Source organism: Oceanobacillus sp. FSL K6-0251, assembly GCF_038004725.1.
In the GTDB taxonomy this organism is placed as follows: Bacteria; Bacillota; Bacilli; order Bacillales; family Amphibacillaceae; genus Oceanobacillus; species Oceanobacillus oncorhynchi.
The window spans coordinates 3,863,812-3,879,445 of sequence record NZ_JBBORS010000001.1 but is presented as its reverse complement, the minus strand read 5'-3'; the positions used below and the strand labels follow the sequence as shown (position 1 = coordinate 3,879,445).

Sequence of the window (15,634 nt, the reverse complement as noted above, 5' to 3'; positions counted from 1 at the left end):
AACACTTTATCTCTACCCATGAAACGGGCAGCCTTTTCCTTGCCGATAAGCCTTATCCTGATAAAAGAAATTTGGCTTTTTCAGCTCATTGCTGTAGGGCTGATGCCAGACATGCGTGGTTGCCGGGGAGACAGGAGGAATAAGCCAGGTCCATTTTCCGGTTACCTCCCGTTCGGCTTTTGCTTCCTGCTTTTCGAAAATGCGGAACTGGGATGCAGCGGTGTGATGGTCGACAATGGATACACCTTGTTTTTTAAAGGAGTGGAGCACCATTTCATTCAATTCAATCAGGGCACGGTCCTGCCATAAATTACTGGCATGTTTTGTCGATAACCCCATGATTTCAGCTATTTTTGGCAGTAAATTATAGCGGTGCTCATCTGCAAAGTTTCTGGCGCCGATTTCTGTTCCCATATACCAGCCGTTGAAGGGAGCAGATATGTAATGCAGCCCGCCGATTTCCAGACGCATATCTGAAATAATCGGGAGGGCATACCATTTCAAATTCAGGTCTGCTACCGCTTCATATTCTGGATGTTCCATAGGAATCTCAGGGATGAATGCCTCGGGAATGGTTCTCCAGACAGGGGGATGAGCACCGATTTGAATAACAAGCGGCAAAATATCGAAATGTGTTCCTTCCCCCTGCCAGTCCAGCCGCTCACATATTTGGGTGAATTCCAGGGAATCGGAATCACCGATAATTCCTTCTTCTGTTTCATAGCCTGCATAGCGCAGCAGCTGATGATTCCAGATTTTCACGGTTTCTTCCTTGGCTGAGGAGGCAGGGAAGATGGTGATGTAGGGTTTGATTCTACCTTGATTAAAGGCGTTTTTTAAATGACTGAACAGGAATTCGAATATCTCTTCTTCTGTTGTTGCCTGTCTGGCATCTGCCACGTCGATGCGTTCCCAGAACAATCTGCCGATACAGCGGTTTGAATTTCGCCAGGCGAGCTTTACTCCATACACCATTTCCTCATAGGTTTGGGTATAAGTGCCATGTGCATTTATCTCGGCTGTAACTTCTTTAATTCGTTCTGCTGATTTTTCTGCAGGAGCACCAGTTTCTGTATAGTAGGTTGTCAGGAAACGTGCCGCTTCCTGCTGCATTTCATCTTTATTCAACGGAATGACCTCCAGCTGTTCACAATGGATCGTATGCTTTCTTTTCCATTGTAGCGAAGAGTAAGACGAATTTCTATGTTATTCGACAAATGAAAAGAGGAGTAAAGACCTTTGTTCAATTGTCTGTCACATGATAAAGTAAATTGTAGTTACCTTTTTTAAAAATGTGCGTACTGATTTGCTGGATGGTTAAATCATTATTAATAGAATATACGCTGTATTTTATGGGATTTTGTCAAAAAATGATACGATAATTGAAAAATTAATTTAGGTTTAAATAATCGATAATTGTTTAAATCCATCGAAATAGATGTGTTTTTGTCTATTTTACATGATATATTAAAACTAGATGTAATTGCTGTGTTGGTGCGAGGAGGAAATGAACTTGGCTCAGGCTGTATTTAAGATTCGGAATAAAAAAATATATTTTACGGAACTGTTATCTTGGGATGTATTAAATGAGTCAAAGGATATCATTTCTGGAGAAGATTATGATAATATACTTTCTCATTATATCGGACCTCATGTCGCATTAGAATTTTCAAAGCTGGTTGATGGTGAGGAAGAGCAAATTCATTTTAATGCAACGGTTAATAGAAAAAACGGAGAAATGGTGCTGCTGAGTATTTTTGGCTATCAAATTCAATCAGAGGATGGGGTAGAAGTGTTCGGAATCATTTCTGATGACAGGGAAGCAAATAATCAATTAATGAAGGCATTAAAAGAGCTGTCAGATATTAAATATGCGTTGGACCAATCTGTGATTTTAGCCATTACAGACCGGCAGGGGAAAATCATTCATGCAAATAACCTCTTCAGTGAAATATCCGGTTATTCTCATGACGAGTTGATTGGAAATACCCATCAGCTGATTAATTCAGGCTATCATTCCAGAGAATTTTTTAAAGAGATGTGGCGGACAATCGGATTTGGCGGAGTTTGGAAAGGCGAAATCAGAAATCGTGCAAAAGACGGCTCTTTTTATTGGGTGGATACAACTATCGTACCGGTGAAGAATGAAAAAGGAAAGCCGGTGCAGTATATTGCGATGCGCTACGATATCACGGATAAAAAAGAAAATCAGGAAAAGATACGGATGATGGCCTTCTATGATCATTTAACAGGGCTGAAGAATCGCCGTAAGTTTGATGAAAATTTAATCCAAAAGATAGCATATGCTAAAGAAAATCAGGAAAGATTCGGAATCATGTTTGTTGATTTGGACGGCTTCAAGTATGTGAATGATACGCTTGGACACATCATAGGAGATGAATTGCTTATCGCCGTTGCCCGCCGGCTGGAGGAAATCGTCAGTAAGAATGGAGTTGTTGCAAGGCTCAGCGGTGATGAGTTTGCCATCCTTATTGATTTCATCACTTCCCCGAGAGATATGCAGCGCTATGCAGAATCTATTATTACCAATTTTAAAGAGCCTTTTGCTATTGAAGGCTATCAATTAAGCACGACAGCAAGTATCGGGATATCGACCTATCCAGAGGCTGGTTCAGATGCGCCTACGATGATGAAGCATGCTGATTTGGCAATGTATCGCGTGAAGGGCTTGTCTAAAAATGATTACCGGTTTTTTGACAGGGAGATGCGAATCTCGAATCAAAGAGCGTTTCAAATAAAAAATGATTTACGAATAGGTTTAGATAATAATCAATTTTATCTTGTATATCAGCCTAAAGTATCTCCAGGGAAAAAAGATATTGTTACAAGCTATGAAGCGTTGATTCGCTGGAAGCATTCGGAATTTCAGGAGGTATCTCCGGGTGAATTTATTCCTTTAGCGGAAGAATTGGGCATGATTAATGAAATCGGTGATTGGGTGCTGGAAAATGTTTGCAGGCAGCTGAGGGCATGGAAAACCAATGGTTACGATTTACTTCCTGTATCTATTAATCTATCATCCAGCCAATTTTTGCAGGCCGATTTTGTCGATAAATTCTGGTCTGTTCTTCATGCGTACCAGGTGGATCCAGCCTGGATTCAGATTGAAATCACAGAGAGCCTCTTTATTGATAATGAAAAATACGTGCAGCAAATATTAAAAATAATGAAGGAAAATGGAATCAAGATTGCATTGGATGACTTTGGGACAGGATACTCTTCATTGGCTTATTTGCAAAAGCTTGATTTAGATATTTTGAAAATTGACCGTTCCCTCATTAGCGGCATTTCGCATTTATCTATCAAGCGAAAAATTGCAACAACCATTGTCCAGCTGGGAAAAAGCATGGGGATGAAGGTGGTTGCTGAAGGAGTGGAAACCAAAGAAGAACTCGATATTCTACGCAATCATGATATTGATGAAATCCAAGGTTATTATTACAGCAAACCACTTGCGATACAAGAAATGTCGGAAGTATTGAAAACAAAGAAGCTGGGTAAATCATAATGCGGTATGTTTATGTGAAAAATGAATAACGTCATTCCGAAAATGATTTATGATTTATTCGGAGATGACGTTATAGCAGGGTATACTTGGTTTTTACCTAAGTGCTTTGCTTTATATAATGCTTCATCGGCCTGATGAATGATTTGACGCGGGTTGCTGCAGGTATCCGGGTAGGTTGCTGCACCAATCGAAACAGTTATATAAATGCTTTCCTTTTGAGAAATCTGAAAGGAGTGCGCTTTCACGTCCTCCAGTATGCGTTCGGCTACCTCCAGCGCATTTTCAATACTGCAAGTTTGGCAGCACAATTGAAAATTCATCTCCGCCATTCCGGAACGCCATATCAAATGAACGGATATTTCTGGATAAGATGTCACCAAATTGCGTTAAAATTTGGTTTCCTGCCGGATGCCCATATGTATCATTTATCTGCTTGAACTGGTCAATGTCCAGCGATAAAATAGTCAGCTTTTCGTCTTTTATGACTGCTTTATTGACTACCTGGCCCCACACTTTTTCGAAGGAGCGCATGTTTTGCAAGCCTGTTAAAAAGTCTGTAGATACCTCCTCTTTATACTTCGCTAAAAGATTGGCTTCTCTTTTTTACGTGAGTAACACCGACAAATGATACAAAACAATAAATCGGTAAAAAGCTTAGCAGGGAGAGGTAATCATTTTGAAAGTGGAACATCATCGTGATGGTAAAAACGATATTGGAATAGAAAATCATCACGACAGCTTTTATATATATCTTTTTTTCCATTTTCGTCTGGTATAGCTTATGTATCAATTGAAATCCAATCACTAATGCAATCATTAAAAAGACAGCAGAGATGGAAAAGTCCGACATTCCGCCGATGATAAATCTGCCCGCAATCACCACGATACTGGCAATAATCGCAGGAAATAATCCTTCCAGCAAGATTATGAGCATAATTGGTATAAAACGCAGGTCTACCAAGGCACCTTCTGCGACTTCAATGGAAAATATAATTAACATAACACTATTCAGCCCGCATAGACCCCCGTCGATAATTCCTTTTTGCCAAAACGGTCTGTCAGCAATTTTTAATTTTGATCGGAGTGGTACGTATAGCACAGTTAAAGTGATGATGACGCAAAGATTAATAAAAAAATCATCTAAAAAAAAGAACATGATGTCTCCGTTAGCCAAACGTTTTCCTCTCCTTTACCCAATAATTATGCAGCTTGGACGGCTTGAATTCACGGCTGTGTAGAGCGTAGCCGAATTAAAGAAGCTGCGGTAGTTACCAAAGGAATCGTCAGCTGCTGTTTCTAGTCATTATGTATGTTTTTTATGTATATTTTTAAGCGATTATCCATTATAGATATCGTTTCTTTTTGCAGCTGATGCTTTAGAAATAGTTCTATATTCTAATACTAGAATTTTATCATGAATCGATGTACTTACCAAAATTTAAGATACGTTTTTTAAATATTGTATTCTTTCTTGTGGTAATAATTACTTAAATCGTTTGAACACATAAGCCAATTATTTTCCTATCCCCGTTATAGTATAAAATATGCATCATTTGACAGAAAACTATGTTAAAATAAAGGTAATTCGTAAATCTTTCAGAGTGAGGTGAATGGATAGGTGGATGTTGGGAAAATGTCGATGATTATGAGTCAGGCTAATTTGCAGACACAGGTGTCCTTCAGCTTAATGGGAAAAGTCATGGATCATGCGGAAGCGCAAAATGCGGAGCTGATTAAAATGCTGGATCAGCCGCAGCATCCGAATTTAGGGCATTCCATTGATGTGAAGGCGTAACACTTTTTCTCTGTAGGAATGAAAAAGGAAGATAAAAGCTGCCCCGTTTCGGTGTGAAGAAGCGGGGGTTTTTTACATATTAGCAATATATCTGCCAGGAATAAATGTTATTTACTATCTCATAAAATTCTTGTAATCTTATAACAAGATACATAAAATGAAACTTCACTCAGTGTAAGTTTTACAGACAGTTCTCCATGATAAAGTATCCTTCACCTTAGAAAAGGGGCGTGGACGTTATTTCGAATTCTAAAAATCGAGCCCAAATTTTGCAAGAAGAATTGATTGAATTATTAAAAAGAGATCTTATCAGCATGGAAGATTATAAACGCATCTTAACAGCCCATCAGGAATATGCGAAACAGGTAGATAAAAGTATGGATGGGTTAGCACGTGAGGATGCGGAAGAAGAAGCCTCTAAAGAGAGGTATCAGGCTGCAGAACAGGATCAGCCGGAGGAGGCAGAGGCCTCTTTTTCACAGTCAGACAGCAAGCCTGTTAAAAAACAATCAACCGGGTTTTTCCAGGGCAATAAGGATAAAAAAGAATGGCTGTTGACTCCAGAGGAGCGGGAAGCGGCAAAGCAGAAGAAAGCGAAGCCGGTCCGCGAACCGAAAACAGCGGAGCAGGTCAGAGAAAGAAATATTACCTGGCTGCTTATTTTAGGAGTTTCTTTTCTGTTAATCAGCGGTTTAGTTGTGGCAACCAGCTCTTGGGATCAGATGGGAGCCTTGTTAAAGGTTGCGACATTGCTTGGCGTTTCGATTTTCTTTTTAGCATTAAGCGGGTTATCCTCCCGTTTTCTTAAAATCGAAAAGACAGCTTTTGCGTTTTTGACGCTCGGAAGTTTATTATTGCCGATTGCGATAATCGGTATTGGTTTTTTCGGGTTGTTTGGCGATTATTTAACGTTAACAGGAGAAGGGCGTTATTGGCTGGGAATGCTGTGTACTATTGTCCCGCTTCCGTTATACGCTTGGAATGCTTATAAGACAAAAGCGAAATTATTTGTATGGATTTTTTATATATTCCTATCCTTCTTTATCGGATTTTCCCTTGCTGCACTGCAAGTCCCGACAGATGTGTTCTTTTTCCTAATGATGCTGTATAACGGTGTCTTGTTATTCGTGTATCACCATTTTCGGAAAGAGAAGGGGCAAGTGTTTCGTGTGTTTTTACATGAACTGCCGGCCTATGCACAGTTAAATCTGATTGTTTCCACGTTATTAATGCTGTTTGTCTATAATCAGGCTGTGTTTTATAGTTTTAATGTGCTTTTGACTGCATTTCTCTATATGGCGATGGTGTTCGTCTATCAGACAAAGGGCTATCAATTTGTTTTTGCCGCTTTATTTGCTTATGGCATTTACCAGCTGACAGAGAATTCGTTTTTATATACAGCGGATACGTTGATTTATGCATTGATGGGGGCAGCTTATCTCGGATTTGCTTATGTGATGCGGAAGGACAGCTTTGCGAGTAAGGCGTTTTATTATATAAGCGGCGTCATTTCGGGCTTTGCTTTTCTCTACATCAGCTTTCAAGGCTTGATTATCCGTGCTGACGGGGATTCCTGGTTTATGCTGCTGGCGTATATTGTTATTGCTGCCACCTATGTCTATCTTGCAGAGGTGACGAAACGGGGCGTTTTTCGCTGGATTGCTCCTGCATTCTTTATTGCGGTCGGGATACAGTTTTGGTCGTTAGCAGTGCATCCGTTTTTTCCGGAAAGCATACTTAACTTTATGTTTTTCTATATGATTATTTTATTTCTGTTTGCCGGTTTTCAAAATCGGATTCCATATATGCAGGCTGTACAAAAAAGTATGTATTTCTGGTCGATGCCGGTAATTGGAATCATTATCCTGGGTAAGCTGATCCTGCTTGAGTTCGTGGAGATTGCAATTATATTTGCCTTGCTAGGCGTCGTTGCTTACTATATGACTGTGGTATCGAAAAAAACGTTGGAGAAACAAGTTGCTTCCTGGGCTGTTCCAATTAATTGGCTGTTGGCCATGTACATCCTTTATTTTGAATTTGTGGAAGCATCCTATGTTTACCGCAGTCAGCTGGATATTCCTTTTCAACTGGCGGGCGCCGGTGTCGTTCTGCTTGGAATCAGCCTTATCTGGAAGCAGAGAAAGCAGCAGGAATTGACCCGGACAACGTTCTATACGGGTCAGGGAAGCTATCTATTAGCTATGCTTCTGCTGTTTGTTGGATTTACCGGAGATGAAATATTTGTAAGACCTGCCATTCTGTTGATAGGAATCGGTGTCGTCTACTGGCTGGTTCGTTTTACTGGAAAGCCTGTGTTTTGGAGTCTGGTTGCGGCGGTAAGTTTAGGATTTTATGTATCGCTGCTGCGCACATTTTCAATTGATACGTTGGATGGATTTGTCTGGTTTATGCTTGGCCTGCCCATTGTATTCTTAGCGGTGGAACGTTATTTAGGAAAATGGGATGCCGGCTTAAAGCCGTATTTCTTCTATTTTGCGCACGCGGTGCTCTTGTTCCTTGTGCTCATCATAGCAGGAGACAGTGTAGCACGTCCTATCCTTTATCCGGCAGTCTGGCTGGTTCCACTGGCAATCTATACCTATACGGCACTGACAAAGGAAAAAGAATGGGAAATAAAAACGGCTTTATATGCTGGATTACTGATGCTGCTTGGAGCAGTGGTATCCTTCATCTCTCATTATGAATGGATGGCAGCTATTTCATTTGTTTATGCTTGGCTTGCTGCAGGAATCATTATGATTGCAATCTGGGCAGCAGTATCAGCGGTGTGGAAGCGGCGGATAGAATATTTTCTCATTCCGTTTATGAATCTGGTTTTAGGTATGGGCGTGTTTTTATTTGCAGTAGAGGTGTTTTGGCAGCTTCTCATCTTTACCGGACTGATTATAGTGAATGTATATTTTCTGCATATGCGAAAATGGACATTATACCTTGTGGTGCCTTTATTTTTCTCCATCTATTTATGGCAAATACAAGCGGTATTTGAGGAAACGATTCATTTATGGCTGATGTATACCATTGGATTTGGCATATTAACAGCTGCCGGGAGATATTTATTTTCAAAACTGTATGTTACTACTGAGGGAAGTCTGCGGGCTGTAGACTGGTATTCTCTGATGGCAGTTGCCTATCTCGTTTTTGCATTAAACTGGGCAAATGAGCTGGATACGATTTGGCTGACTGTTATTCCGCTTGTTTTGTTCGCTTCCTGGTTTTTCCTGCAGCAGGATCGTGTAGGGAATCAGATGCTGCAGAAAATATGTATCAGCCTTGGCGGCGTGGCTTGTTTACCGCCTTATTATCTGGTGCTTGATTATTATATTAATGCTATTCCAGAAGTGTTTTATGCGGAGCTTCATGCGCTGCCGGTTCTTGCTTTGGCAATTATTTTGTCTAAGAAAACATGGAATGATTACGAATCGGTGATGCGGCATATTCAGACCGTGCTGTTGATTCTGGTTACGGTGTACCTGATTGCGGATGCGATTCAGAGTGCTACGATAATGGATGCATTGATTATCGGAGTGTTGTCAATTCTTTCCTTACTCGCAGGGATGCGTTATCAATTAAAATCCTATTTCTTTGTCGGAATCGGAACCCTCTTGTTTAATGTGATTTATCAGACACGGCCTTATTGGGGCAATCTCCCTTGGTGGGCGTATCTTCTGATTGCCGGAATATTATTTATCAGCATCGCCAGCTATAATGAATGGAAGAAACAGCGTGATGGGGAAGGAAAGCTGGAGAAAAAGCTGAAGCAAATGATTGCTCGGTTTAAAGAATGGAATTAATGAAAGCAGTTTGGGGAGGCTGAATTATAAAGCAGCTCCAAACTGCTTTATTTTTTATAGGGAGGGATAAGCTTGCTTATAAAATAATTGCTTTCAGGGAAATTTGGGATTGAATCTGGAGAAGGTCTTTATAAATACCCTGATCCGGCATATGAAAAAACCTGCATTTTTGAAATAAATAATAGTGATCAAAAAAAGCTGCCCGCGCTGGACAGCTTTTTCTAATCATTATTATATTGCTGATGCGCCTGTTCCAGCTGCTGATACTGCTCTCTAGTTTTATCTGCCTGCCCCGTATTTATAATAACAAAGCTGTCCCCGGTATGAACAACAATAAATGGGGCCTCATTGGAACGGATAAATAGTTTCCCGGATCCCCATTCCTCGATGCGATAATTCCCAAGATGTTTGCCAAACAAGGAAATGCCGTTTGTGCGTATCGTGGTTTCAGGAAGTTCGTCGTAGAGGGAGATATCTTCGGTGTCAGAAAAAGCCCATGCTTCTCCATATAAACCTGTCATTTCAAAGGAGTCTTCGTTTATTTCCAGTTTATTTGGCATAAAAGGGATGGTGAAAACAACAATAACTAATATGAGGGAGAGGCCTAACACCGTTTTGTTTATCCTTCGAGATTTCTTTTTTACCTTTTTCGTCATCCAAAAAGATTCAATAAATAAAACGATAAGCATCACAACATAAGAGGCCTCAATTGCATAAGGAACATGCAAGAGCTGGAGCAGGAAGCCAAGGCTTAAAATAATGGCTATATGCAGGGTCATCTTGCCGACAGCACGCGGATAACCTGCTTGAATCATTTTCCGCTGCTCCTCAGGCGTACTTGTATTAAATCCGCTGATTAGATAATAGTTTTTGCGTATTAAAATAAGGTAACTGAAAAAGAAAAACATAAGGATTAAAAAGATTTGAATAACGTAGCTGTATTCCATTCGTTTTCCCCTCCAAATTCTTTCTGCACTATAACTACGAAATAAGGGAGAGAAGGTTTCAGCGAATACGAAAAATCAGGAATTTCTATGACAAACAAGCTTGTTTTATCCCGAAATACTTGCTTTATCGGCTGGATAGGATTAAATTATACATTATTAATAATGTACGGATAAAGGTCTGGTGGTTCGATGAATTATCTATTTGTGATGATAGGGGCTTTTTTGGGAGCGATCGCCCGCTATGGCGTCAGTCTATGGCTTGGTGATATGACTTTTCCAATGGCAACGATATCGGTAAATATCATTGGCTGCTTCTTGTTAGGCTTTTTACTGACGCTTGTTTCGCTTTCCAGACATGACCGCCACATATGGGCGTTGACGTTTGGCACCGGGTTTCTAGGCGCATTTACAACATTTTCTGCCTTTGCATTAGATGCATTGCTGTTAACCTTGCCCATGGCTCTGCTTTATATTGGGATAAGCGCGGTTGTGGGAGTCATTTTTGCCGGGGCAGGAGTTTGGACAGCGCGTGTTGTCTATGCACGAATCAGGAAAGTATAACAAACAGAAGGAGGCGTCATTCTTATGTTTTTTGTAGGGGCAGGCGGTGCCGTTGGTGCATTATTGCGTTACATCATCAGTGAATATATGAAGCCGTTAAAGGCAGAAAAAGGCATTATCTTTCCAGTTGCGACCTGGATCATTAATGTGTCTGGCTCTCTTTTACTGGGAGTGCTATATGGGCTTGATTTGCCATTCGAGCTGTGGCTGCTGTTAGGAGTCGGCTTTTGTGGCGGATATACGACCTTTTCTACTTTCGGGAAGGAAGTAATTGATCTGCTGCTGGATAACAAGTGGCTGGCAGCTTTCTGGTACATTAGCACATCTGCTTTATTAAGTATTGCTGCAGCTTGGGCGGGAATACATAGTGTTTTCATTTTTTCTTAAAAAAGAAACCGCCACCTCGATAGAAAGCCAATTATTTGTAGTTTTGTAAGCGGTTACGTAAAATAGGAAAAGAAGATACTATAAAGGAGAGGTGTTATATGCGAGATAAGGTGGTATTAATCACTGGTGGAGCCGGCGGAATTGGTCAAGCAGCTGCAAAATTGTTTTTAAACGAAGGTGCAAAGGTTGTTTTGGTTGATATTAATGAATCATCCTTAGCAAAAGCAAAGGAATCTCTCACGGATAATCCGGAAAATGTGGGCATTATTCAAGCCGATGTAACGAAGGAAGAAGACGTAAAGAAATATGTTCAGGAAACGGTTGATCAATTTGGCCGCATCGATGTTTTCTTTAATAATGCAGGAATTAATGGTCCTGTTGCGGAAATTACTGATTTGGATAAGGATACCTTTGAACAGATTATGTCGATTAATGTTACCGGGGTGTTTTTAGGCTTAAAACATGTGCTTCAACAAATGAAAAAACAGGGGCATGGACGAGTGATTAATACAGCATCTAATGCTGCCTATATCGGTTCAGCGGGAATGGTCGGTTATATAGCCTCCAAGCATGCGGTTGCAGGAATAACGAAGACGGCAGCATTAGAAACAGCTCCGTTAGGGATTCGTGTGAATGCGGTAGCTCCTGCTGCTATTGATACACAGATGCTTCAAGATATTCAAAATAATTTAACGCCTGGCGAGCCGGAGAAATCAGGAGAAGCTTTAAAACAGGGGATTCCGGTCGGAAGATTTGGCGCGCCGGATGAGGTTGCCCAGATTGTCCGGTTCCTGGCATCGGATGAAGCGTCGTTTGTACATGGCGCATTGTATAATGTAGATGGCGGAATGCAGGCGGATTAAATTATCCTAATAAAAAAGCAGTTATCTCGGGTATGTGAGATAACTGCTTTTTTAAAGACTTAAATGCCAGTGTTTTCTACTACGGCATCTTTATTATTAAATTTCTTCTCATCCAGGTTGCCGAGCACTTTGGAAGTGACAGTACCTGAAACCATGCTGCCGTTGACATTGACTGCGGTACGGCCCATATCAATAAGCGGCTCAACGGTAATCAGCAGACCAGCGAGTGCGATTGGCAGTCCCATAGAGGACAGAACAATAATTGCTGCAAATGTTGCTCCGCCGCCGACTCCAGCGACTCCAAAGGAGCTGATTGCTGTAATTAAGACAAGCTGTACAATAAAGTCAAGTGATGTTGGATCAATACCAACAGTTGGAGCAATCATAACGGCCAGCATCGCAGGATAAATACCTGCACAAGCATTTTGCCCCATGGTTGCGCCAAAGGATGCGGACATATTCGCAGCTCCGTCATCCACGCCCAGTGCTTCCTTCTGTGCAGTAATATTCAACGGAATCGCTCCTGCACTGGAACGGGAAGTAAAGGCAAATCCGAGCACCGGGAACACTTTTTTCATAAACGTAATCGGATTTAATTTGAATCCGCTGATGATGAGCATGTGAATAAGAACCATAACAATCAACGCGACATAGGATGCAATCACAAATTTACCAAGCTGAACAATCCCTGCAAAGTTTGTCGTGGCAACCATATTCGTCATCAGTGCTAATACCCCAAATGGAGTTAAACGTAAAATAAGCGTTACAAGCCGCATGACAATGGCAAATACGGCATTCACCATTCGTGTAAACCGTTCTGCCTGTTCCGGCTGTTTCCTGCTCACCCCAAGTGTGGCTATTCCGACGAGAACAGAGAAAATAACGACGGCAATAACAGATGTAGAACGTTCCCCAGTCATATCTAAGAAGATATTGTTCGGGATAAAGTTAATGATCCGCTGCGGTGTTGTTTCCTCTTCCATGGATTCAAAATTTTCTTCCATCGAAGCGCCGCGTTCTGTTTCTTCATGACCCGCTTCGATTTGTTCTGCATTCAAATCAAAAACAAGAGAGGTTACAACACCGAGTGTTGCTGCAACAAGTGTTGTCGAAATAAGTACGCCAATCACCCATGCGGCCATTTTTCCAAGCTGCTTTGTCTCATTCAAGTTAATAATGGCACGAATAATCGAAACCATAACGAGCGGAACCACGATCAGCATTAAGAAGCGAATATATCCGCTGCCGACAATGCCGTACCAATCGAGCGTTCCTGTAAGAATATCTGACCCTTCTCCATAGATAATCTGGAAGAGAGCTCCTAAAACGATACCAATCCCCATACCTGTAAATACACGTTTGGCAAAGGAAACATGCTTTTTCTGCATATAGATTAGTAAACCGATTAATGCAAGTAAAATAACAATATTTAATAATATAAACCAATTATCCATTTGGTATTATCCTCCTTTGATAAAATGTTCTTCGGAAATCCAACAAAAATAGTACGGATTAAACTATACAACGATTCTATTTTGATTTCAAGATAGTTGCTTTGGATGTGTTTTTATTTTGAAGAATAGGAAAGTATATAAAAAATGCTGAATATAGTCGCTCCAACGGGTTTCATGGGGTGAGTAATCGCAACCCCAGAAATACACTCCGCTTTCCGTGGGCCCCGAGCTCATCTCCTTTAAAGAAGACTTGCTGATTGGCAAGCCGTCAGGCGCAGACAGAAGCAAAGTCGCACTTATGCCCCGCGGGTAGAAAAAAAGAAGTACACTTTTTTCCTGCGGGGTCTTCCCACTGGGACTGCGATTACTCGCCCCACCGAAGACCATTGCGCATTCCCACGACGGACAGGACGTCCTAGTGTCGGTCGTTGGTCACAGGACGTGACCGTTCTTAGCCGACCAGGAGTCTCCGTGTATTTCTTCTGGGACTGGGACTGCGATTACTCGCCCCATCAAAACCGTCGCTAGAATTTGCGTTATTTCCTTGTAAAAAAGCAAATAAAACATAATTCTACTTAGATGGGAGCGGATGTTGTCGACTCCTGCGAGAAAAGCAACAGGTGATTTAAAGACCAAGCGGTGTTCTTGGTTTTTCTAATTTGTTATGTTTTTAATCTGTTAAAAAACCCTTAGATAGCCGCTGTTCTGAAAGGACACTGTGCTTATCATGAGTAGAGAAAAATATTTTACTGTGAGATGAGTAAGAAAATACCCAACTCAAAATCATTTTTTCAAGGAAAGATAGCTATTTAAAACCAAGTGATTTCCTAGGACTTTATATTCTATGCACGCTAAAGGGAAATGGCTATTCTTTATCGCTGTGCGGCAGGCTGTAATGTAAGTCTTCTATTACAAAAAATCAAAAAAATACGTCATTTTAAAACGGGAAATCAGACAGTAACGGTCCGTTTCGTTTTATAAAAAAATAATTCCTCTGCTTAGTATGTACGAACTTTGAAATAACATAATTGATTTTAAATAAGAAAAAGAGAAGAGGCATCCAGACAGAAATGGATACTGTCTAAATGTCTCTTCTCAAGATGGAGTTGATTATTTAAATGTTTCTTTCTGAACCGTGTATTTTGCCAATTTCTCACGGTTAACTTCATATCCGATACCCGGGGGAGCAGGGACTTGTACGATTCCGTCTTTGACAAATACTTCTGGGTCAATGATATCTTCTTCCCAATAGCGGGAGGAGGCTGCAGTGTCTCCAGGTAATGTAAATGCCGGGAGGGAGGTAATCGCGATATTATGCGCACGGCCTACACCTGACTCAAGCATGCCGCCGCACCACATTGGCACATTTGCTTCTTTACACAGCTCATGAATTCGTTTCATTGTTGTAATCCCGCCGACACGGCCGACTTTCATATTAATGATTTTACCGCTTCCCAATTGAATAGCTTGTCTCGCATCATCATAGGAATGAATACTTTCATCCAGACAAATCGGTGTTTTGATATGCTTTTGCAGCTCCGCATGATCAATTAAATCGCCGGCGGTTAACGGCTGTTCAATCATCATCAGGTTATACGGATCCAGCTGCTTTAATGTTTCCACATCATCTAGTGTGTAAGCAGAGTTCGCATCAACCATCAGCGGAATATCAGGGAAATGCTCGCGGATTTCCTTAACAACTTCTACGTCTTTGCCAGGTTTGATTTTCACTTTGATTCGCTTATAGCCTTCTGCTGTTTTTTCTTTAATGTTGGTAAGCAGGCGCTCCATATCATCTTCAATGCCTAGGCTGACCCCGACTTCAATTTCTGTTCTGCATCCGCCGATAGCCTCTGCCAGAGAAAGACCCTGCTGTTTAGCATAAATATCCCAGGCAGCTGCATCAATCGCTGCTTTTGCTAAGTTATTGCGCTTAAACGGCTCGAATAACTCTGTCAGCTCATCGGGATGGCTGATTTCACGGCCGAGAGTAAGAGGAATTAAATATTCTTCGAGCATTACCCAGGCAGCTTTTGTGAATTCTTCAATATAAAGAGGAGACTCCGAGGTAACGCATTCTCCCCAGCCAATGGTTCCATCCGCATCTTTTGCCTCTAAAATAATAAATTCACGATCCTGTTCTGTACCAAAGCTTGTCGTGAACGGATTTTTCATTCGCATATTCATCCGATGCATTGTTATTTCTGTAATTTTCATTTCCAAGACTCCTCGTAATTTGTTAGTAAATAGGAAAGATACCTATTGTAAAAGTTCAACATCTTCTTA

General features: G+C 41.1%; 13 protein-coding genes. 6 read left to right on the top strand and 7 right to left on the bottom strand.

The window, feature by feature from the left end; all coding sequences use genetic code 11:
• Positions 1-12 precede the first annotated feature (12 nt).
• Complete coding sequence (locus MKY45_RS19225) at positions 13-1,128, bottom strand: nitric oxide synthase oxygenase (RefSeq protein ID WP_341173244.1); 1,116 nt, start codon at positions 1,126-1,128, stop codon at positions 13-15.
• A 385-nt stretch (positions 1,129-1,513) separates the two neighbouring features.
• Here MKY45_RS19225 and MKY45_RS19220 point away from each other — a divergent pair, with 385 nt between their 5' ends.
• The gene (locus MKY45_RS19220) at positions 1,514-3,529 is read left to right on the top strand and encodes a putative bifunctional diguanylate cyclase/phosphodiesterase (protein ID WP_193064859.1); all 2,016 of its coding nucleotides are present in this window, start codon (positions 1,514-1,516) and stop codon (positions 3,527-3,529) included.
• 47 nt (positions 3,530-3,576) lie between these two features.
• Here MKY45_RS19220 and MKY45_RS19215 read toward each other — a convergent pair whose 3' ends face one another.
• From MKY45_RS19215 to MKY45_RS19205, 3 genes are read right to left on the bottom strand one after another with little or no spacing between them, the layout of a single operon-like run.
• Positions 3,577-3,849: a GGDEF domain-containing protein gene (locus MKY45_RS19215; protein WP_193064858.1), complete on the bottom strand. Its 273-nt coding sequence runs from the start codon at positions 3,847-3,849 to the stop codon at positions 3,577-3,579.
• Positions 3,812-4,060: a GGDEF domain-containing protein gene (locus tag MKY45_RS19210; protein WP_341173243.1), complete on the bottom strand. Its 249-nt coding sequence runs from the start codon at positions 4,058-4,060 to the stop codon at positions 3,812-3,814. Before MKY45_RS19210 ends, MKY45_RS19215 begins: the two co-directional genes overlap by 38 nt.
• A gap of 40 nt (positions 4,061-4,100) precedes the next feature.
• The gene (locus MKY45_RS19205; RefSeq protein ID WP_341173242.1) at positions 4,101-4,703 is read right to left on the bottom strand and encodes a LytS/YhcK type 5TM receptor domain-containing protein; all 603 of its coding nucleotides are present in this window, start codon (positions 4,701-4,703) and stop codon (positions 4,101-4,103) included.
• 444 nt (positions 4,704-5,147) lie between these two features.
• On the opposite strand from MKY45_RS19205, the gene MKY45_RS19200 reads away from it, so the two are divergent.
• Positions 5,148-5,324, top strand: a complete 177-nt coding sequence (locus MKY45_RS19200) for a YjfB family protein (RefSeq protein WP_077601790.1) — start codon at positions 5,148-5,150, stop codon at positions 5,322-5,324.
• Between the two features lie 269 nt (positions 5,325-5,593).
• Entirely contained in the window at positions 5,594-9,136 is a 3,543-nt protein-coding gene (locus MKY45_RS19195; RefSeq protein ID WP_256705042.1) for a cell envelope integrity protein TolA, read from the top strand.
• A 221-nt stretch (positions 9,137-9,357) separates the two neighbouring features.
• On the opposite strand, the gene MKY45_RS19190 is transcribed toward MKY45_RS19195, so the two are convergent.
• A complete protein-coding gene (locus MKY45_RS19190; RefSeq protein WP_193064855.1) occupies positions 9,358-10,083 on the bottom strand; it encodes a DUF3784 domain-containing protein in 726 nt (241 codons plus the stop codon).
• A gap of 189 nt (positions 10,084-10,272) precedes the next feature.
• On the opposite strand from MKY45_RS19190, the gene MKY45_RS19185 reads away from it, so the two are divergent.
• The 3 genes from MKY45_RS19185 to MKY45_RS19175 all read left to right on the top strand — a co-directional run bounded on the left by MKY45_RS19185 (position 10,273) and on the right by MKY45_RS19175 (position 11,894).
• A complete protein-coding gene (locus tag MKY45_RS19185) occupies positions 10,273-10,644 on the top strand; it encodes a fluoride efflux transporter FluC (RefSeq protein ID WP_193064854.1) in 372 nt (123 codons plus the stop codon).
• Between the two features lie 24 nt (positions 10,645-10,668).
• Positions 10,669-11,031 (top strand): fluoride efflux transporter FluC, encoded by a 363-nt coding sequence (locus MKY45_RS19180; RefSeq protein ID WP_042529914.1) that lies wholly within the window; start codon positions 10,669-10,671, stop codon positions 11,029-11,031.
• 98 nt (positions 11,032-11,129) lie between these two features.
• Positions 11,130-11,894, top strand: coding sequence for an SDR family NAD(P)-dependent oxidoreductase (locus MKY45_RS19175; protein WP_042529916.1), 765 nt, complete (start codon positions 11,130-11,132; stop codon positions 11,892-11,894).
• Positions 11,895-11,953: 59 nt separating this feature from the next.
• Here the strand turns inward: MKY45_RS19175 and MKY45_RS19170 are convergent, their stop codons facing one another.
• Together MKY45_RS19170 and menC are read right to left on the bottom strand one after the other, a co-directional pair.
• Positions 11,954-13,348: an L-cystine transporter gene (locus tag MKY45_RS19170; RefSeq protein WP_193064853.1), complete on the bottom strand. Its 1,395-nt coding sequence runs from the start codon at positions 13,346-13,348 to the stop codon at positions 11,954-11,956.
• A gap of 1,110 nt (positions 13,349-14,458) precedes the next feature.
• On the bottom strand, positions 14,459-15,565 hold the full coding sequence (menC, locus tag MKY45_RS19165) for an o-succinylbenzoate synthase (protein WP_193064852.1): 1,107 nt from the start codon (positions 15,563-15,565) through the stop codon (positions 14,459-14,461).
• Positions 15,566-15,634 lie beyond the last annotated feature (69 nt).

Coding starts and splice junctions, on each gene's coding strand:
- MKY45_RS19215 (WP_193064858.1), bottom strand. CDS start 3,849: ATGAATTTTCAATTGTGCTGCCAAACTTGCAGTATTGAAAATGCGCTG.
- MKY45_RS19210 (WP_341173243.1), bottom strand. CDS start 4,060: ATGCGCTCCTTCGAAAAAGTGTGGGGCCAGGTAGTCAATAAAGCAGTC.
- MKY45_RS19190 (WP_193064855.1), bottom strand. CDS start 10,083: ATGGAATACAGCTACGTTATTCAAATCTTTTTAATCCTTATGTTTTTC.
- MKY45_RS19185 (WP_193064854.1), top strand. CDS start 10,273: ATGAATTATCTATTTGTGATGATAGGGGCTTTTTTGGGAGCGATCGCC.
- MKY45_RS19180 (WP_042529914.1), top strand. CDS start 10,669: ATGTTTTTTGTAGGGGCAGGCGGTGCCGTTGGTGCATTATTGCGTTAC.
- MKY45_RS19175 (WP_042529916.1), top strand. CDS start 11,130: ATGCGAGATAAGGTGGTATTAATCACTGGTGGAGCCGGCGGAATTGGT.
- MKY45_RS19170 (WP_193064853.1), bottom strand. CDS start 13,348: ATGGATAATTGGTTTATATTATTAAATATTGTTATTTTACTTGCATTA.
- menC (WP_193064852.1), bottom strand. CDS start 15,565: ATGAAAATTACAGAAATAACAATGCATCGGATGAATATGCGAATGAAA.